The 18,972-nt window shown below is 37.8% G+C and carries 15 protein-coding genes and 1 riboswitch; of the genes, 10 read left to right on the top strand and 5 right to left on the bottom strand.

Features of this window, described 5'->3' with window-relative positions:
- Positions 1 to 10 precede the first annotated feature (10 nt).
- The gene (locus V6670_RS12860; RefSeq protein WP_338651339.1) at positions 11 to 1,213 is read right to left on the bottom strand and encodes an aminotransferase class V-fold PLP-dependent enzyme; all 1,203 of its coding nucleotides are present in this window, start codon (positions 1,211 to 1,213) and stop codon (positions 11 to 13) included.
- Between the two features lie 14 nt (positions 1,214 to 1,227).
- Positions 1,228 to 2,316, bottom strand: coding sequence for an aminopeptidase P family protein (locus V6670_RS12855; RefSeq protein WP_338651338.1), 1,089 nt, complete (start codon positions 2,314 to 2,316; stop codon positions 1,228 to 1,230).
- Positions 2,317 to 2,614: 298 nt separating this feature from the next.
- Between V6670_RS12855 and V6670_RS12850 the strand changes: the two genes are divergently transcribed.
- The 3 genes from V6670_RS12850 to lepB all read left to right on the top strand — a co-directional run bounded on the left by V6670_RS12850 (position 2,615) and on the right by lepB (position 4,784).
- Positions 2,615 to 3,556, top strand: coding sequence for an LCP family protein (locus tag V6670_RS12850; protein WP_036129100.1), 942 nt, complete (start codon positions 2,615 to 2,617; stop codon positions 3,554 to 3,556).
- Between the two features lie 323 nt (positions 3,557 to 3,879).
- Positions 3,880 to 3,990: a transcriptional regulator gene (locus V6670_RS12845; protein ID WP_338651337.1), complete on the top strand. Its 111-nt coding sequence runs from the start codon at positions 3,880 to 3,882 to the stop codon at positions 3,988 to 3,990.
- 233 nt (positions 3,991 to 4,223) lie between these two features.
- The gene (lepB, locus tag V6670_RS12840) at positions 4,224 to 4,784 is read left to right on the top strand and encodes a signal peptidase I (RefSeq protein ID WP_338654622.1); all 561 of its coding nucleotides are present in this window, start codon (positions 4,224 to 4,226) and stop codon (positions 4,782 to 4,784) included.
- A 34-nt stretch (positions 4,785 to 4,818) separates the two neighbouring features.
- On the opposite strand, the gene V6670_RS12835 is transcribed toward lepB, so the two are convergent.
- Complete coding sequence (locus V6670_RS12835) at positions 4,819 to 5,022, bottom strand: hypothetical protein (protein ID WP_338651336.1); 204 nt, start codon at positions 5,020 to 5,022, stop codon at positions 4,819 to 4,821.
- A 160-nt stretch (positions 5,023 to 5,182) separates the two neighbouring features.
- A riboswitch (purine riboswitch) is annotated at positions 5,183 to 5,282 on the top strand.
- A gap of 74 nt (positions 5,283 to 5,356) precedes the next feature.
- Here V6670_RS12835 and V6670_RS12830 point away from each other — a divergent pair.
- Positions 5,357 to 6,547: an MFS transporter gene (locus V6670_RS12830; protein ID WP_338651335.1), complete on the top strand. Its 1,191-nt coding sequence runs from the start codon at positions 5,357 to 5,359 to the stop codon at positions 6,545 to 6,547.
- Between the two features lie 241 nt (positions 6,548 to 6,788).
- Positions 6,789 to 9,395 (top strand): cation-translocating P-type ATPase, encoded by a 2,607-nt coding sequence (locus V6670_RS12825; RefSeq protein WP_338651334.1) that lies wholly within the window; start codon positions 6,789 to 6,791, stop codon positions 9,393 to 9,395.
- A 45-nt stretch (positions 9,396 to 9,440) separates the two neighbouring features.
- Here the strand turns inward: V6670_RS12825 and V6670_RS12820 are convergent, their stop codons facing one another.
- Both V6670_RS12820 and V6670_RS12815 read right to left on the bottom strand, forming a co-directional pair.
- The gene (locus V6670_RS12820) at positions 9,441 to 9,917 is read right to left on the bottom strand and encodes a DUF3231 family protein (protein ID WP_141903755.1); all 477 of its coding nucleotides are present in this window, start codon (positions 9,915 to 9,917) and stop codon (positions 9,441 to 9,443) included.
- Between the two features lie 95 nt (positions 9,918 to 10,012).
- A complete protein-coding gene (locus V6670_RS12815; RefSeq protein ID WP_338654620.1) occupies positions 10,013 to 10,675 on the bottom strand; it encodes a cupin domain-containing protein in 663 nt (220 codons plus the stop codon).
- A gap of 1,061 nt (positions 10,676 to 11,736) precedes the next feature.
- Here V6670_RS12815 and V6670_RS12810 point away from each other — a divergent pair.
- From V6670_RS12810 to V6670_RS12790, 5 genes are all read left to right on the top strand, one after another.
- A complete protein-coding gene (locus V6670_RS12810; protein ID WP_338651333.1) occupies positions 11,737 to 16,170 on the top strand; it encodes a S8 family serine peptidase in 4,434 nt (1,477 codons plus the stop codon).
- Positions 16,171 to 16,671: 501 nt separating this feature from the next.
- Positions 16,672 to 16,893 carry a transcriptional regulator gene (locus tag V6670_RS12805; RefSeq protein WP_338651332.1) on the top strand — a complete coding sequence of 74 codons (222 nt, stop codon included), beginning with the start codon at positions 16,672 to 16,674 and terminating at the stop codon, positions 16,891 to 16,893.
- Positions 16,890 to 18,149, top strand: a complete 1,260-nt coding sequence (locus V6670_RS12800; protein ID WP_141903757.1) for a UV damage repair protein UvrX — start codon at positions 16,890 to 16,892, stop codon at positions 18,147 to 18,149. The genes V6670_RS12805 and V6670_RS12800 overlap by 4 nt, the downstream gene beginning before the upstream one ends.
- A 13-nt stretch (positions 18,150 to 18,162) precedes the next feature.
- Entirely contained in the window at positions 18,163 to 18,495 is a 333-nt protein-coding gene (locus V6670_RS12795; protein ID WP_338651331.1) for a YolD-like family protein, read from the top strand.
- On the top strand, positions 18,488 to 18,838 hold the full coding sequence (locus V6670_RS12790; RefSeq protein ID WP_141903759.1) for an aconitate hydratase: 351 nt from the start codon (positions 18,488 to 18,490) through the stop codon (positions 18,836 to 18,838). The genes V6670_RS12795 and V6670_RS12790 overlap by 8 nt, the downstream gene beginning before the upstream one ends.
- The last annotated feature ends 134 nt before the right edge of the window (positions 18,839 to 18,972 follow it).

The raw sequence follows: 18,972 nt of genomic DNA, 5'->3' as shown, positions 1-18,972 counted from the left end.
CTCAAGATAGTTAATATCTAACTTGGGCCTTTGCTTTGATTTCCTTCATGAACGATACTGCCGTGTCTATCTCTTCAAACGTATTAAAATAATGTGGGGAAAAACGAGCCATTTGACCAATCTGATTACGTTCCATAATGGTATTGGCCATAAATGTGCCAGCCTCAATAATGACCCCACGTTCTGCTAATTCATTCGTTAGCTCATCTGGAGAAATCCCTTCTATATTAAACGGCGTAATGGATAATCGATGTGCACTATTTTGCGGACCATATAACACAATACCTGGGATGGTTGAGAGCTGTTCCACTAAATAGTTCGTTAATTGTTGTACTCTTTCATAAATAGAGTGAATACCAATAGCGTTGGCATAGTCAATCGCTGCTCCCAATCCCAAAATACTTGGGATGATTGGACAGCCTGGTTCAAAACGTTTCGCTGTTACTAAAAAAGAATACTCATCGTTTTGATAATCCCACTGGGTACTACCCCAGCCAATCATAATAGGTGTGAGTGCTGGAATAAGCGCTTGGCGCACATATAAAATACCTGAACCCTCAGGGCCGCGCAACCATTTTCGGCCACAGGCAACTAAAAAGTCACAGCCAAGCTCTGCAACATGTATCGGTGTTAAACCAACAGTTTGATTGGCATTAATTAATGTTAATACATGGTGTTGTTGTGCCAGCTGGCAAATTTCCTTGGCAGGCTGGAGTGCACCAGCAGCATTGGACATATGGGCAAAGGCAATCAATCTTGTGTGTGGCGTGATAAGTTGTTCCAGCTCTTGTAAATCTACTAGATACTCCGCATTAGTTTTCAAAACTTTTAACTGAACACCTTGTTGCTGAAGGGCAAGCCAAGGCACATAGTTACTTAACATTTCTGTATCGAGCACAATGACCTCATCACCTTGTTCCCATTGCAAGCCCCCTGCTATATAATTAATAGCTATTGAACCGTTTGGCACAAAGGCAATTTCTTCTTTTTTGGCGCCGATAAATAATGCGCTTTTCTCTCGTATACGCTCTACCTGTGCATACGTTTCTTGACGAAAAGAGGGGAAGTAGGGACCAATACTCGCTTGTTTTTGAAGATAGCTAGTCATTACATCCACTACTGGCTGGGGCATGGCAGAAGCAGCAGCCGTGTTTAAATAAATATAGTGCTCTAGTAGCGGCATATCTTTTTGTATTTTCATCATATTTAACATTGTGCGCACCAGCCTTATAAAATGATTAATTCTTTCGAATAGGTCATTAAATTCTTATAACCATTTTCTGTAACAATTAAATTATCCTCGATACGAACACCGCCGACATCCTGAATGTAGATACCTGGCTCCACTGTAAATGCCATACCAGGTTTTAATACTAGCTGATTACGCTGCATGATATAAGGTTCCTCATGTGCACTTAAACCAATACCATGGCCAAGTCGGTGTGTGAAATTGTCACCATAGCCTGCGGCGTGAATAATGCCTCTTGCTATAGCATCAATGTCATGTGCTGTCATGCCTGGTTTGATCGCTTCTATTGCCGTCTCATTGGCTTGTTTAACAATGCTGTAAATCGTTTTTAAAGTTGGAGAAATCTCTCCTAATGCTACCGTTCTAGTCATATCTGCCACATAGCCCTTATAAATGGCCCCAAAGTCTATGACGATCAATTCGCCTGTCTCTATTTTTTTCATGCTTGCTCTGCCGTGGGGAAGCGCTCCTCGGTAACCTGATGCCACAATGGTTCCAAAAGGTGTTCCCTCTGAACCACGTCGTCTCATTTCATATTCTAATTGTGCAGCGACTTCCATTTCTGAAACACCAGCTCGTATCGTTGGCAATGTTGCTTCAAGACTTTCTTCTGCAATTTGTACAGCCTGTCGCATCAAGGCTATTTCATGATGCTCTTTTTCCATACGAAGTTCACGAATGGATTCACCGATGTCACATAAATTGTGATATGTAAGGTGTTCGATTGCTTTTTGTTCCTTTACGTGCATCGTGTCAAATTCCACACCAAGTGTTTGCGACGCTCCCAGCTCTTTTTTTAATTGCCAGATGGACTGTGTCGGTCCCTCTTCATCTGAATAAGATACGATAGCATTCGCACACTCCGTATCAACTTTTGTTAGTTCTACTTGTGGTACTAGAAAATATAATTGATTGTTAGCCGTGATAGCCGCTAACGTTAAGCGCTCACTTTGCTTTAACTGGAGACCTGTAAAATAAGACATATTCGACCCAGGTACAAGGATCGCCACATCAATTTGCTGTTGCTGCATATAGGAAACTAGTTTCTCTCTTCTATTTTGAAACATAGGGTAATTCCTCCTAAAAATAAGTTATATTAATTGTTTCTATTATAGATACAGTGTATCTTAAAATTATATATTAATAATAATGAATTTTCAATAAATAAAGTGGATGTCAGCCTAATAGGTGGATCTAATAAGGAAGGGAATTTACAAATGAGGGAATAGTATGCTGTTAATTTAGTAAATACTAGTGTACGTCTTTTTTTCGTCCATTATGCATATAAGTAGACTAGATAAACTTTTTTCCAACTTAATACGTCAAAAAGAGGGGCAAAATTGTTAAGCAAGAAAGGACTAATGTATGGAAAAAAATATGAAACGCTCAAAAGAGAAAAAGAGCAAGAAAAAATTATGGCTGTGGATAGTCGGTAGCCTACTAGCAATATTTTTAATTTTTATAGGTGCTGCCTACTTTACCATCCAAAAAACCATGAATAAAATAAATACACCACTTATTCAAACAACTGATGCTGCACAACTCGAAGAAAAAACAGTGATCAAAAAAGAACCATTTTCGGTTCTCATGCTTGGGGTCGATGAGCGAAAAGATGATAGCGGTCGTTCCGATACTATGATTGTAATTACTGTGAATCCTGAAAAACAGACGATGAAAATGCTTAGTATTCCCCGTGATACACGTACAGAAATTATTGGTCATGATACCGTTGATAAAATTAATCATGCCTATGCCTTTGGTGGCGTTCCGATGGCTGTAGATACAGTGGAAAATTTTCTAAATATACCTATTGATTATTATGTGTTTATTAATATGGAGGGTTTTCTACAAATTATTGACACGCTTGGGGGCGTAACCATCAATAATGATATGGATTTAACTTTTGATGAATATCATTTCCCAGAGGGAGAAATTACGTTAGACGGTAATGAGGCACTGATTTTTTCACGTATTCGTTACGAAGATCCGCGCGGTGATTTTGGTCGCCAAATTCGTCAGCGCCAAATTATTGAAGCTGTAATGAAAAAAGCTTCTACACCATCTACGTTATTAAAAGCAACAGATATGCTGAATGTTCTAGGTGATAATGTGCGCATGAACTTTTCTGTCAAGGATCTTATTCAGCTGCAAGGCCTTTATAAAAAGATGGATGCAGATATTGAACAGTTGTCATTTGACGAGGGGGATGGTCAAAGGATTAACCATATTTGGTACTACATTCCGAATGAGACAGAGCTTGAAGAAATACAAACGGATTTAAAAAATCATTTACAAAAAAGTAAGTAAGTTAGCTACAACTTTGGGCCATGAAGGGAGGGAGATGAATGAATGGGAGGACCCAGGTGCTTAGGTATACAGCACTGAATCATTGCATGCAAAGCTATGTACCTAAACGTAAAGTGCGGAAAAATCCAGTCCAATCAGCGATAAGAGGCCTACAAGTATTGTGTTTAAAATTGTTTATGTAAGGGATAAAAAATCATTCAGGTAGGGTGCATGCCTAGTTGAATGATTTTTTTATGGCTTCATCAATCATTTTTCAATATTTCTTGAAATGTCAGAAAATTAAGTGTATACTGACATTAGAAATGGTTAAAGGAGTGATTGTGATGATTATAGGCACAATTTTATTAGCATTTGCATTACCAGTGGGTATCGTATTAGCAGCAGATTTATTAAACGAGCAGCGTTACTCTACTACACTATCTAACCATTCATAATGACCAAACAACTAAAACGTTCATTTTTAGACAATGCTACCTTGTAGCCTTGTCTATTTTTTTATGTTATTTCAGCAGGTATCACAGTTTCATTTTTACTCGTCAGCATGAAAAAATCTGGACGCAATTATACGAAAGCTTAGTGGATAAATTGGAAACTATTTATGTGATTCATTCGTCAATAGTATAGAGAAAATGTTATACTATATAAAAAACAGTATCGGGGAATGAGCATGCAAGAGGAAAAAACATCTAATTTTAAAAAAGAAATAATATCCTACATTAAAATTATTGTCATTACAGCAGTTGTCGTTTTTGGCTGTAAGCAATTTTTATTTGCGCCGATCAAAGTGCAGGGAGCATCGATGTATCCGACGTATCATGATAAGGATATTATTATTGTAAGTAAAACAAGTAAAATCGAACGTTTCGATCAAATTGTTTTCCAATCACCTGTAGAGGATGAGTTATATATTAAACGTGTAATTGGTCTTCCAGGAGATAAAGTCGAAATGAAAGATGATGTATTGTATGTCAATGGCAAAGCGTACAAAGAAGATTATGTCAATCGCCAAACAGAGGATCCTAATCAATTACGCATTACGGAAAACTTTACGTTGGAACAATTAGTGAATGAACAAGAAGTGCCAAAGGGAATGTTTTTTGTGCTTGGTGACAATCGCCTAAAAAGTAGTGATAGTCGCCATTATGGTTTAATTTCCGAGGATGCAGTTTACGGTGAATCAAAATTAATACTATATCCATTTAGCCATTTTCATATTGGTTCAAAATGATGGAAAAGAGGTCACTCCCTTGAGTAGCCTCTTTTTAATTTTGGGGTAAATCTGTACAGCTTTTATACGTGGGATAATAGACACAAATTCTTGAGTTTTCAACGGTTTCTTTAATGGGCGACGGCCTACTTTTTACTGGAGAATGGATTGCTGGTTCTTCAATCGTGAACTCTTCTACTACTAATTCTACGCCATAAAATAGTATTAAAAAATAGCAAACAAATCCTACTATGCGCAAACAATCACCTCTTAAAATAGTTATTGTATGTTAATATGTATGGTCAAATTCGTCGAAATATAAGCAGAAATTCAAAATTTTCTCTCGATTCCACGGTTTTATGATAGCGTTCATTCTATGAAAAAAATCTATTGTCAATGAAATTTTGATGTGCTACTATAGCTAAAGTAAATATTTGATCTGTATAACCTCAATAATATGGATTGAGGGTCTCTACCAGGAACCATAAAATCCTGACTACAAAACTTTGCTTCATTTTTGTAGTCAGGATTTTTTTATTATGTTTTTAAAAAATCTCCTACAAAAATGGAAGTGTAACGAAAGGGAGATTACGATGAATTGGAGAGTTTATATTCTTGCAGTGACAACCTTTGCAGTAGGGTTAGTTGAATTAATTGTTGGTGGAATCCTGCCAAATATTGCAGAGGATTTACATGTATCATTAGCAACCGCAGGACAATTAATTACGATTTTTGCACTGGTTTATGCAATTTCTGCGCCAGTCCTACTATCCTTGACAGCCAAGGTGGAACGGAAGCGCTTATTCCTTATTTCTTTATTTATTTTTACGTTAGGGAATCTAATGACCTTCTTTAGTACAACGTTCATCATTGTGCTAATTGCTCGTATTTTCACAGCGATGAGTACAGCGTTAGTCATCGTATTATCATTAACGATTACCACTAAAATCGTAGAGCCGCGCCACCGTGCCAAAGCATTAGGGCTTGTTTTTATGGGCGTAAGTTCCGCGCTTGTAATCGGTGTGCCAATGGGTATTTTTATTACAGAAGCGTTTGGCTGGCGTGCTGTATTTTTAGGTATTAGTATCCTGTCAACGATTTCAATGGTTTTAATTGCCTTATTGCTTGAAAAAATGCCAATCGGAGAAGTAGTGCCACTGAAGGCACAAATCAAATCATTGGCGAATTTGAAAATCCTAACAGCACAGTTAACTACGCTGTTTATGTTAGCGGGTCATTACATGCTCTACGCTTATTTAACACCATTTTTAGTAGAAGCATTTGATCTGAGTGCCTCATGGATTAGTATTTGCTACTTAATTTTCGGTATTGCCTCTGTTAGTGGGAACGCTATAGGAGGCTGGGTGAGTGATAAAATTGGCACAAGCAAGGCTATTATTTTAATCGTCTCTGCCTTTGCCATTGTGTTATTTACTATTCCTTATACAGTTATTGCCCTGCCACTGTTTTTAGTATTTACGGTTTTATGGGGGGCGTTGAGCTGGGCTTTGACACCACCATTACAAAATTATTTAATTCAGGCAGATCCTCAATCATCTGATATTCAGCAAAGCTTAAATACAGCTGCCCTTCAAATCGGGATCTCCATCGGATCAGCAGTAGGAGGCGCCGTGTTTGCTTGGACAGGGTCCGTTATGCACTTAGCAAGCTTTGGTACGATTCTAGTTCTCTGTGCATTAGCTTGTGCCATCTTCTCTATCAAAAGAGCACCTCTTGGTCAGGAGCAGCACGTAGATTATTCATCAGCACATCATAACTCATAATAGAACAACTGCCTGTAAGGTATTGGGAAAGCCATCCCAATACCTTTTTTTGAATCTATTTTCGAATCGTTTCAAAAATTAAATTCTCTATGGTTTCTTAGCATACTCCAATTCTCTATGGAATAGATTGTTGTAGTTAATGAATTTACAGACTTGAGGAGTTTGAGATTTAAGTGTAAATACTACTTTTTAAAAATAATAGTAGGAAACCTTCAAATCTTGTAAATGGAAGGAGAACCCAATGACTGAATATCATCAACAATCATCTGCTGAAGTCATGAAAATATTGAACGTCACCACACAAGGCTTGACCGATGATGACGTCAAAAAAAGACAACAAATCTATGGCTATAATGTATTAGAGGAAGGGAAAAGAACAAGTACATGGGCTGTTTTCATGGGTCAATTTAAAGATTTATTGGTCATTATTTTACTCGTTGCGGCCTTCGTTTCCTTTCTACTAGGAGAAGTGGGAAGCACCATTGTGATTATGATCGTGGTCATTTTAAATGCTATTTTAGGCACGGTGCAGCATGTGAAGGCAGAGCAGTCACTAGATAATCTGAAAGCATTGACCTCTCCGATTGCCAAAGTCATGCGTAATAATCAACTAGTGGAGATTTCTTCTGAAGAAATTGTGGTAGGCGATCTTCTGATGTTGGAGGCAGGCGACTACATCAATGCGGATGGTAGGCTATTGGAAAGCCATAATTTACACATCAATGAAAGCTCACTCACAGGTGAATCGATTGCTGTAGCAAAAAGTACGGACCCTATTCGGAAAAATAATGTAACGATTGCGGATAAGAAAAATATGGTGTATTCAGGAAGCTTTGTGACTAATGGACGTGGCATCGTGATGGTTACTGCGATCGGGATGCAGACCGAAATCGGAAAAATTGCGAATTTACTCGATACGGCTAAGGAGAAGAAAACGCCATTACAAATTAGTCTTGATCAATTCGGTGAAAAATTAGCACTAGGCATTACCCTAATTTGTTTAGCTATTTTTACGATTGACCTTATTCGAGGAAGGGCCTTAGTGGAATCCTTTATGTTTGCTGTATCCCTTGCTGTTGCAGCGATCCCAGAGGCATTGAGCTCCATTGTGACCATTGTATTAGCCTTTGGCACCCAGAAAATGGCGAAGGAAAATGCGATCATCCGCAAGCTTTATGCTGTTGAAAGCTTAGGAAGTGTATCGGTTATTTGCTCTGATAAAACGGGTACCTTAACCGAAAATAAAATGGTCGTACAGGAAGTTTTCGTCGACCAGAAAAAGATTCCACACGATTGGCTGAATCCAACGAACCCAGTGGAAAAAGAGCTGATGGTAAAAGCGCTTCTATGTAGTGACGCTGTCGAGCGTGAGGAAAAAGAAATTGGTGACCCTACAGAAATTGCCCTCGTGAAATTAGGGAAACAATATGGTTTAGATGAATTGACAGTTCGCGAGCAATATCCTCGACTGGCTGAAATTCCATTTGATTCAGCGAGAAAGCTTATGAGTACTGTTAATCAGATGGACAAGCAACCTATCATGATTACTAAAGGGGCTTTAGATGTACTCTTACCAAAAGTGACACGAATCAAAACAACAACTGGTATTTTTGAGATGACTGCGCAGCATCGCCAGAAAATCGAAGCAGTGAATCGTGATTTTTCTATGAATGGTTTAAGGGTGTTAGCCATTGCTTATAAGGAGGTATTGCCTCTACAAAAAGTCGATACAAGAGCTGAACGAGATTTAATCTTTGTTGGCTTAGTGGCGATGATGGACCCTCCAAGAAAAGAGTCGAAAGAGGCTGTGGAAAGCTGTATAAAAGCAGGTATTAAGCCCGTCATGATTACAGGGGACCATAAAATTACAGCAACAGCTATCGCTCAACAAATTGGTATTTTACAAAATCCAGCAGAAGCTATAGAAGGACATGCACTCGAAGGTTTAACCGATCAAGAGCTACAAGAAAAAATACATGATTATTCTGTGTATGCTCGTGTTACACCAGCACAAAAAATTCGAATTGTCAAAGCCTGGCAGGATAAAGGGCATGTTGTCGCTATGACAGGGGATGGTGTCAATGATGGGCCAGCCCTGAAACAAGCCGATATTGGTGTAGCAATGGGCGCGACAGGCACAGAGGTTGCGAAAGATGCCTCGTCCATGATTTTAACTGATGATAATTTTTCGACGATTGTCAAGGCAATTGCTAATGGTCGTAGCATCTATACGAATATTAAAAATGCCATTCTGTTTTTATTATCAGGAAATGCGGGTGCTATTTTTGTCGTGTTATATGCAACTGTTTTAGGCTTACCTGTTCCTTTCGCACCTGTGCATCTATTATTCATTAATCTATTGACAGATAGTCTACCAGCAATCGCAATCGGTTTAGAGCCAAATAATAAGAAAACAATGAAGGACAAGCCTAGAAATATTCATACTCCTTTATTAAATAAAGCCTTTACAACACAGGTAGTGCTTGAAGGTATATTAATCGCCATTTCCACCATTATTGCGTTTCAAATCGGTTTATCGACAGGTGATACGTTAACAGCCAGCACAATGGCCTTTACCACATTATGCCTATCAAGATTAGTGCATGGCTTTAACTCCAGATCCAAACAATCAATCTTTGCTATTGGCGTATTTTCGAATAAATATACTTGGCTTGCCTTTATCATCGGTGTATTTAGCTTACACATTGTCTTGTTTATCCCAATGCTCACAACAGTTTTTGAGGTAGCTCCATTAACGACAGCTCAGCTAGGCTTTATTTATAGCTTATCAGTATTACCATTCCTAGTGAACCAATGGTATAAGCTACTGTTCGTGAGAAATCGATAGTAGGTCAAAAAAGAAGCTTCCGTTAGATAAAACGGATGCTTCTTTTTAGCTTTGAGGTGCTACTATCCAACCTTTACGCTTACTGAGGTCAATCAATTTTGCCCCTAATAGTGCATAACGCATATGAAGTTCGCCATATTTAGTTAAATGGAGCTTCTTCACTGACAGATCCAGTGCCTGGCTTACAGCAATTAAAGATGAGGCAATATTCATGGATAAAATAGCACTAATTTCGCCATCATTAATAGCCGATTTTCCACGAAGATCCGTTAGTTTCATCTTACTGTACTCGATTGATGTAGTGGGTGCCAACATGCCATTTTCCTTTAATAATAATGTCAGCTGCTTATTTTCCTCTTTTAAACATTGAATAAACTCCAAGATCATGATTTTTAAATGTTTATCACGTGTATGCTTAAAAAAAGCATGGCTTGAAGCAATATAGCTTTGATTGACACCAAGCTGTGACCAAAGCTTAAAAATTTCCTTAAATTGTAACGATGCTAGATTGTCCTTTATCATTATGGCACTTCCTAACTCTTAGTTTATCTAAGATTAGGATGGACAGGAAATGACATTCTATTCATCTTTTACAATAAAAGTTTACTAACGAGCCTTTAATAATAGGTGCCATAAGGATACATGTGAGGATTAGGGTAGCGATATGGATAAGGGTATGGACATGGCTTCATGTAGTGCTGTGGCATAGTTTGTTTTGACGGAGTTTGATCGGTTGCTGACTGGACACGATGACAGCCTTTTGGTGGTCCGATATAAGTGGATGGAACAATTGGTGCAATTGTTTTCTTCCATTGTTCTTCATCTAAACAATACGTATGCGCCATAATATTTGCTGGTGTAAATTTCAAGATATCGGAACCTAAAATGACCTCTGGCGTTGGTGCATCAAAAATCGCAAGTAAATGAGTATTATCTTCTGTTGCTACTTCATAATGCCACCAGCCCTGCGGTATATTGGCAACTTGCCCAGGTCTAATGGGATAGTTTTGTATTTTCTTTGTAAAGGGATTCAAGATGGAAACTGTTGCTGCCCCAGCAATACAATAGACAAGCTCAGCGGCATTTTGATGGTAGTGTGGCTCAACGACATTTTCTTTACTCAAAAAAATATCGAGTAAAGAGGTGTTTTCTAATGTATTTAATTGTTCCACACCAAGAATATTAATGTAATTTCGTGAATCCTTTTTAAAAAGCGTACTTTTATTAACATCAAAAGTAAATTCTGCAGAGGGAGAGGTATAGTCGATATTTGAGCTAATACTTACATCCTTTCTCATGAAAGTGGGATATTCATCATCATAGATTATGTTTCAACAGCATGTAGGCTTACACAAATGCCTAGAGACCAGCTATGGAACGCATCTTTCTAAAAATCAGCTAAATTACCACCTCTAATTAGAGATGTATGTACGTGTAAAGAAAAGTGGATACTTGTTTTTTTACGTTAAATTATTGTAAATGTGTAAAAGGCATATGCAGAGCTGTAAAGGAGTATTCAACAGGAAAGAATCGTTAATAAAAGCTATGCAGCCCCACCAAATCGTCCATATGATGTATAGAGAGAAATCAGGTGCCGTTACAAAAAGTGTGTAAAAATCATCAACATAACAGGTGAATCTTTTACTGCCTTTTACTTTACAAGGCAAGAGGGGTGTACGTTTCCTATAAACAATATTTTAGCCATGTTGCCCATTTTACAGCGAGAGTCTAAGGTCATAAAAGATATTTTTTATATTGATGTGGAATGTTTTTATATGGAGTAGTTATAGTATTCTATGGATATTATAACTGCTCTTTTTTTACCTATACACCTCTTCTATTATTCACCTATCCAATCATGAAATTTACACTGCTCTTATAGGGAATAGAAGGAATCTAGATAAACAAAATACCGTTCTTATGACTGTAAAACTGATGCACTTGATCCACAACCTATTAGCTGGCGGCCTTTTTAAAACAGTCGCTGGCTATTTTAATTTCCTAGATTACATATAAATCGACCCTTCCAATCCCTCCTTTTACAGCCCTCCTAATTTTCTATAAGCAACTACATCACTGACTGTATCTGCCACTGATGCCTTGATGGGGTTAATTGGAAATATTATGAATTACTGTGAGTTATTTATAGTTTGAAAGTTCTGCTTTTTTATACAATTACTAGGAAAATAGATTTAATCTATATTTCATAAATTGATACAAATTATCAATATTTCAGAATATTTAAATATTCCGATTCTCGAATTAGTTCCATTGTGATAAATTGGAAATATCACACTAAACTGAAAAGTGTGACAATTAAAGGAAGAGGAGGAAATGAGATTTGAAAAATTTTAAGTTTATGAAGTTTTTAAGTAGTATTCTAGTTTTCGTTATGGTGCTTTCTCTATTAGTTCCATTGTCGAGTGCTAGTGCTGAAGAATCGAAGCCATTCAAGCAAGATAGTCAAAGTGAAAGTATAATTCAACTAAAGGCGGCTATTGCTGAACAGCTAAGCTTGTCTAAAGATGGTCCAACCCTCCATGAAAGCTTAGAAAATGTATCAGGCAATCAAAAGGTTGCAGTCATCGTTCATTTATCCGAAAAGCCTGTTGCATTAGAGCAAGGAATAAGTGAAGTCAAAGGCCGAAAATTCTCTAATGCCCAAGCAAAAGAAGTTCGTTCCAATGTAAAAGTACAACAAGCAGAAGTTAAAAAAGAGTTAGCTATTAAAAATGTGGAGATGACTCAAGGTTACACATTTGATACTGTTTTAAACGGTTTTGCAGCAACTGTGAAGGCAAATGATCTCCCAAAACTGCTTACAGTTGATGGAATTACATTAATTGAACCTGATGCGATTGTTTACGCATCAGAAGATAATACGATGAAATCATCGGAACTTATGAAGAAAGATTCAGTAGAAGCTCAAATGAATACAAGTAATTCTTTCCTTGGTATCGAACAGCTTTGGAAGGAAGGAATTGAAGGACAAGGAATAAAAGTAGCAGTATTAGATACTGGTATTGATGCAGATCACCCTGAATTCGCTGGAATTTATAAAGGCGGAAAAAACTTTATTCCAAATTCTTCTACTTACACGAAGCCTCGGGCAGATAATGATGCATCGGAAACATTGCCTTCAGAGCGTCCAGCTGGGACACCTGAATTTAATGAAAAAGGAAGCGCGTTCTATACATCTCACGGTACACATGTTGCTGGAACAATTGCAGCAATCGGCGCTAACGAATTTGGTATTAAAGGAATTGCGCCAAAAGTAGACCTTTATGCTTACCGTGTTCTTGGAGCATACGGAAGTGGAGCTACATCTGGTATTGTTAAAGCAATTGAAACTGCTGTAAAAGAAAAAATGGACGTTATCAACCTTTCACTTGGCGGGGGAGCCAATTCTGAAACGGATGCTGGTTCTTTTGCTATTAATAATGCAATGATGGCTGGAACAATCGGAGTAGTTGCAACAGGAAACTCTGGTCCAAATCGCGGAACAATGGGTACTCCTGCAACAGCTCGTTTAGGCATTGCTGTTGGTAACACAACAAATCCTGAAACAATGTATAACGGGGAAGTGAATGTTACAGTTGGCAATTACAACTTAACAAAACAGCTTCCATTAATGGGAACGACTTTTGGGAAAGATGTAGCAAAACAGCTTCAAGGAGAATTTGACCTAGTTGCTGTTCCTGGAAACGGAGAAGTAAAAGACTTTGAAGGAATTGATGTAGAAGGGAAAGTGGCATTGATTTCCCGTGGCGGTATCGCATTTGTTGATAAAATTGCGAATGCAAAGGCAAATGGAGCTGTCGCAACAATAATTCATAACTTTGCTGGCGGCACAAATGCACCGGACATTTCAGGCACATTCCTTGGTGATTCATTTGAATTTCTCCCAACATTTGATATGTCTCAAACAGATGGTAATGCAATTCGCGCTGCATTAGCAGGCGGAACTGGAAAAGTAAGTTTTAGTAAATTCGCTTCCACAAAGACACTGGGAGATGAAGTAAACTCTTCCAGTTCGCGCGGACCATCTACACCAAACTTTGATATTAAACCAGATGTAAGTGCACCTGGAACAAATATTATGTCAACGATTCCAATGTATAAAAAAGATTTCCCTGATGCAGATTATGGGGAAGCTTATGGTCGTAAAACAGGAACATCTATGGCAACACCGCATATTGCAGGTATTGTTGCATTAGTTAAACAAGCAAATCCTAGTTGGAACGCGTTCGATGTAAAAGTGGCGCTTTCTAATACAGCACAGGTTTTAGATACAACAAAATACGATGTGTTTTCTCAGGGTGCAGGGCGTGTAAATGCCTATGCAGCAGCTCACCCAGAAATTCTTGCCTATGCACTTGATAGCGCAATTTTGGATGGCACGGGTGCAGTTACAGAAAACTTGAAAGGGACAGTTACTTTCGGTCCACAATCACTGAAAGATCAGGATATTTCTGTAACGAAACAAGTTTTAGTAAAAGATATTAAAGGGAACGGCGGCAATTATAACGTATCGATTGATGTGACAAAAACATTTGGTGATGCAACTGTTACAGTAGATCAGCCGACATTTAATCTAGTTGGTGAGCAAGTGTTAAATATTACATTAACTGCTTCACAAGCTACGGCACCAAATGGCTCTGAAATACTAGGGTATATTTACATCAATGGAGGATCTACAGAAATTTCATTACCATTTGCAGCTGACTTAGGTGGCGAGGCAGTAACGGAAATTAAAGATTATAAGATTACAGAAACAGACCTATCCTTTAACGGCGATGGAGTGAAAGATTCAGCTGTACTTTCATTCACATTAACTGGAGACGTAACAACTAACTATATCGAGCTTTGGGATATTATGAATCCTGAAGGTGGAGAATACGAAGACGGCTACATTGGTTATCTACATGCAGGTACTGCGCTAGGAAAAGGCTCTTATACGCTAAATGTTGGTGGGCAGTACAAACCATGGGGGTCAGAACCTGCCACAACGATTCCAGATGGCCTGTATACAATTGACTTCACTGGTCTTGCAGCATCAGGAGCAGTTTCCGATTATGTTGGGCCAATTGTTGTGAAAACAACTAAACCAGAAATTACAGGTTCAGTAGCTAATGGTGTCGCTACAGGACAGGTAACAGATAAGTATATCGACTACAATGAAGAGTTATATTTATATGATTTAAATTACAATTTAAATGATAAATTAAAAGCTTCCTATATTTCGACGATAAATGGTAAAGTACAAGCACCAGTTCCTTTTGAATTAAATCAAGACGGTAGCTTTACATTCCCAGTAACAGCAGAAACTAATGCTGTATCAGTAAAAATTACTGACGCTGCCGGAAATGTTGGTGAAGCAAAGATATATGAAAATGAAGTAGTAACAGCACTTTCTGTAAATCCAACTGAGCTAGACCTAAAAGCTGGAGAAACTGCACAACTGACGGTAACAGAAACGTCAACGCCTGCAAAAGGTGATGCAACAGAGGAAGACGTAACTACAAAAGCTACTTATGTGGTTGGAGATGAAAACATTGCAACAGTAGCAAATGGATTAGTCACTGCAGTAGGTGAGGGCACGACTACTATTACTATTTCATATGGTGATAATAAAGTTACTGTAAATGTTACAGTTAAAGCACCTGTTGTAGAAGTAGTAACACTAGAAATTGACCAATCTCAGGTTGAAACTAGTATAGGTAAGGAAGTTGCCGTGAAGATTACTGAAGTAACTACTTTTGATGGGAAAACAACAGAAAAAGATGTTACAAAGCTTGCAACCTACGAAGTAGCGAATGATAAAATAGCTACTGTAAAAGCAGGGGTGGTAAAAGGAAAAGGTCAAGGTAATACGACGATTACGGTAACGTATGGTGAGCATACACTAACATTTGGTGTGTTTGTAAAGCAAGGTGATGACAACGGAAACGGTAATGGAAACGGTAATGGAAACGGAAACGGTAATGGAAACGGTAATGGAAACGGTAATGGAAACGGTAATGGAAACGGTAATGGAAACGGTAATGGAAACGGTAATGGAAACGGTAATGGAAACGGTAATGGAAACGGTAATGGAAACGGAAACGGTAATGGAAACGGTAATGGAAACGGTAATGGTAATGGAAACGGAAACGGTAATGGAAACGGTAATGGAAACGGAAACGGTAATGGAAACGGTAATGGAAACGGAAACGGTAATGGAAACGGTAATGGAAACGGTAATGGAAACGGAAACGGTAATGGAAACGGTAATGGAAACGGAAACGGTAATGGAAACGGTAATGGAAACGGTAATGGAAACGGTAATGGTAATGGAAACGGAAACGGTAATGGAAACGGTAATGGAAACGGAAACGGTAATGGAAACGGAAACGGAAACGGAAACGGAAACGGTAATGGAAACGGAAACGGTAATGGAAACGGAAACGGTAATGGTAATGGAAACGGAAACGGTAATGGAAATGGAAACGGAAACGGTAATGGAAATGGAAACGGAAACGGAAACGGAAACGGAAACGGAAACGGAAACGGTAATGGAAACGGAAATGGAAACGGAAATGGAAACGGAAATGGAAACGGAAATGGAAACGGTAATGGAAATGGAAACGGAAACGGTAATGGAAACGGAAATGGAAATGGAAATGGAAACGGAAACGGAAACGGAAATGGAAACGGAAATGGAAACGGAAACGGAAATGGAAACGGAAACGGCAATCATATAATAATGAAGTCACCGTGGATGATTTATAGTTAATTTCAGTTCAAGTAAAAAGAGAAATTGCACCTCGCAATTTCTCTTTTTATTATTTATAAAGAAGTCCCTTTTAAAAAATTATCTCCTACTAAACTAACTGTGACATATTCTTTCGAATTTTCTTGCCATATTTGATACAAATCAGTTCCTCTGTATCTCTCCCATTCATAGTTCACTTCTTGATCAAAATTTTTTTATAAGTTTTTTTACCTATTCCCTAATCACAGATGATACAACACTTCCAAAAAGGGCTCACTGGCACTGATAGAATATCAATACTAGATGGCTGCTTAGTTTTTTTACAACTGTCTACTTGACAGGGATAAATTTGAGTACTTGGTCTTTTTCCAAAAATTGAACATTGCCAAGGTGAGAACATTCGTTCTATTATGTATACAAACAAATGTTCTTACGTAATATAGGTAAAAGGGAAAATCATTGTGTTAATAATAAATAACAATCATTTCAAAAAATTACGAGAGGCAATGGGAGGAAACTAAGATGAGAGAACAACTGATTAAAGCCATGCAGCATAAACAATTAGTGAATATGATGTATATAGCAAAAGATGGCTCCATAACAAAAAGGCGTGTAAAAGTCATTAAAATTGTTGGTGATTCATTCCAGGCGTTTTGTTTTACAAGACATGCAAAACGTACTTTTTTGATTAGGAATGTTCTGGCTTTTATTCCTTTTATTAGTAATGGGCGTGAAGTTATATGAATTATGAGGGTATGCCCAATAGACCAATTATGTGTATCGATATGAGATGCTTTTATGCCAGTATCGTGGCGATGTTACATGGGCTAGATGTTTTAAAAACGCCAGTTGCCGTAGTAGCAAATTTTGACCAACCAGGTAGCGTAGTGCTTGCGGCATCACCATTGATGAAAGAGAAATTTAAAATCAAAACTGGAAGTAGACGCTATGAGATACCAAAACATCCTGACATTAAATTGTTTGAGCCAAAAATGAGTTTCTTTATTCAAATGTCGATGACGATTACTAAATTAATCTCTAATTATGTACCAGTTGATGCGATACATGTGTATAGTGTGGACGAAAGTTTTGTTGATTTAACTGGCACTGAAAGGCTTTGGGGTTCACCTGAGGAAACGGCTAAGGAAATACAAAGAGCTATTCTTGACCAATTTAATATACCTAGTGCAGTAGGTATGGGACCAAATATGTTAATAGCCAAATTAGCTTTAGACCTTGAAGCAAAGAAAACAGGTTTCGCTAAATGGACATATGAAGATATTCCAAAAAAATTATGGCCCGTTCAACCCCTTTCTGAAATGTGGGGGATCGGTAAACAGATGGAAGCAAATCTAAATGCTATGGGGATACAAACAGTCGGTGGTTTGGCTAATACAGATTTAAAAGAATTAGAAAAGCGCTTTGGTGTAATGGGCAATCAACTCTATTACCATGCATGGGGAATAGATCTATCCAAATTAGGGGAGCCGTTAATAACAAACGGAGCGTTAAGTTTTGGGAAGGGCCAAATGCTGATGAGGGATTACCATACACGTAAAGAAATCTCTGTAGTACTTCTTGAAATGTGTGAGGACGTAATGAAGCGAACGCGGGATGCAGGTTATGTTGGTCGTACAATTAGTATTGGTCTTTCTTATAGTCGAAACGCTATGACCAAAGGATTTCATCGATCTAAAACAATTGCAGTACCGACAAGCGAAACACTTGTGATGTATAAAACTTGTATTGAATTACTGGATAAATATTTTACAGGTGAACCAACTCGGCAAATAACTGTCCGAATATCCAACCTGGAAAGAGAGCATAGTATCCAATTAGATTTATTCGATAATCGTAAGCCACAGCGTCAAATAATCGGTCCTACAATGGATGCAATACGTAACAGGTTTGGGGCTACTTCAATATTAAGAGCAGTTTCTTTCACAAAAGCTGGGACGGCTATTAAGCGTGATCGCTTAGTTGGTGGTCATTTGGCATAGGAGTGATTTATTAATGATACAAGACAGAGGTAATATTAAATGGGCTTCGATGATGTTGCCGGAACATTTAGAGCTTCTTAGAGAGTATAAACAAGAGCATCCAGAGCAGCCAAGAGAATTGACTGAGTGGGAACTGGAAGAACTACAAAAAGCAATTGATCAAGCTTTTAATCAGCAATTGCACATAAAATTAGAAGTGTATGAGGACTACAAAATCACACAATGGACCGGAATAATTAAATCGATTAATACTAATGAACTCATACTTGAAACACTACTTATAACGAAAAGTATTCCAATCCAAAGTATTCAATCAGCCCAACTGGATGCTGATTATTATGATTAAAGCCAACGAAAGACAGTTACTGCATAAATATCTTTTGTTAGAATTAGCAATTAAATCATTACAGGTTGACTACTGTAGATTGGAGCAGTTTAAAATGAAAACGGTATTTCTTCCAATGATGGATTCATTGCTAAAGAATCTAAGACAGGAATATTTTCACCTCAAAGGAGAACTTGCACAAAAACGTATACGAGTAGTAGGTTGGCAACTAGTAGATGAATACTTTAGTGACGTTCAAATTGCCACTGCAGGTAATGATGTAGTACTTCGTTATGCAAATCAAGCTCTGAAATCACAGGTGGAAAAATTGTTGATTCATCATATACGTGTAGCTTTAAAATAAAGATTGATTAAAGAAAATTTTTCCTTCATTTATCAGCAAACGTAAAAACACTCCATTTTGAAAAAATATTGATCAAAATGGAGTTAAGTATGAGATTTTTATTTGATCAATTAAATGAGTCTTATTCAACTAAA

It is taken from the genome of Lysinibacillus sp. Y5S-8, from assembly GCF_036894365.1.
Classification (GTDB): domain Bacteria; phylum Bacillota; class Bacilli; order Bacillales_A; family Planococcaceae; genus Lysinibacillus; species Lysinibacillus fusiformis_D.
Note: the sequence above shows the minus strand (reverse complement) of the source record. Positions and strands in the feature narration are given on the sequence as shown.

Coding starts and splice junctions, on each gene's coding strand:
- V6670_RS12860 (WP_338651339.1), bottom strand. CDS start 1,213: ATGTTAAATATGATGAAAATACAAAAAGATATGCCGCTACTAGAGCAC.
- V6670_RS12855 (WP_338651338.1), bottom strand. CDS start 2,316: ATGTTTCAAAATAGAAGAGAGAAACTAGTTTCCTATATGCAGCAACAG.
- V6670_RS12850 (WP_036129100.1), top strand. CDS start 2,615: ATGGAAAAAAATATGAAACGCTCAAAAGAGAAAAAGAGCAAGAAAAAA.
- V6670_RS12845 (WP_338651337.1), top strand. CDS start 3,880: ATGATTATAGGCACAATTTTATTAGCATTTGCATTACCAGTGGGTATC.
- lepB (WP_338654622.1), top strand. CDS start 4,224: ATGCAAGAGGAAAAAACATCTAATTTTAAAAAAGAAATAATATCCTAC.
- V6670_RS12830 (WP_338651335.1), top strand. CDS start 5,357: ATGAATTGGAGAGTTTATATTCTTGCAGTGACAACCTTTGCAGTAGGG.
- V6670_RS12825 (WP_338651334.1), top strand. CDS start 6,789: ATGACTGAATATCATCAACAATCATCTGCTGAAGTCATGAAAATATTG.
- V6670_RS12820 (WP_141903755.1), bottom strand. CDS start 9,917: ATGATAAAGGACAATCTAGCATCGTTACAATTTAAGGAAATTTTTAAG.
- V6670_RS12805 (WP_338651332.1), top strand. CDS start 16,672: ATGAGAGAACAACTGATTAAAGCCATGCAGCATAAACAATTAGTGAAT.
- V6670_RS12800 (WP_141903757.1), top strand. CDS start 16,890: ATGAATTATGAGGGTATGCCCAATAGACCAATTATGTGTATCGATATG.
- V6670_RS12795 (WP_338651331.1), top strand. CDS start 18,163: ATGATACAAGACAGAGGTAATATTAAATGGGCTTCGATGATGTTGCCG.
- V6670_RS12790 (WP_141903759.1), top strand. CDS start 18,488: ATGATTAAAGCCAACGAAAGACAGTTACTGCATAAATATCTTTTGTTA.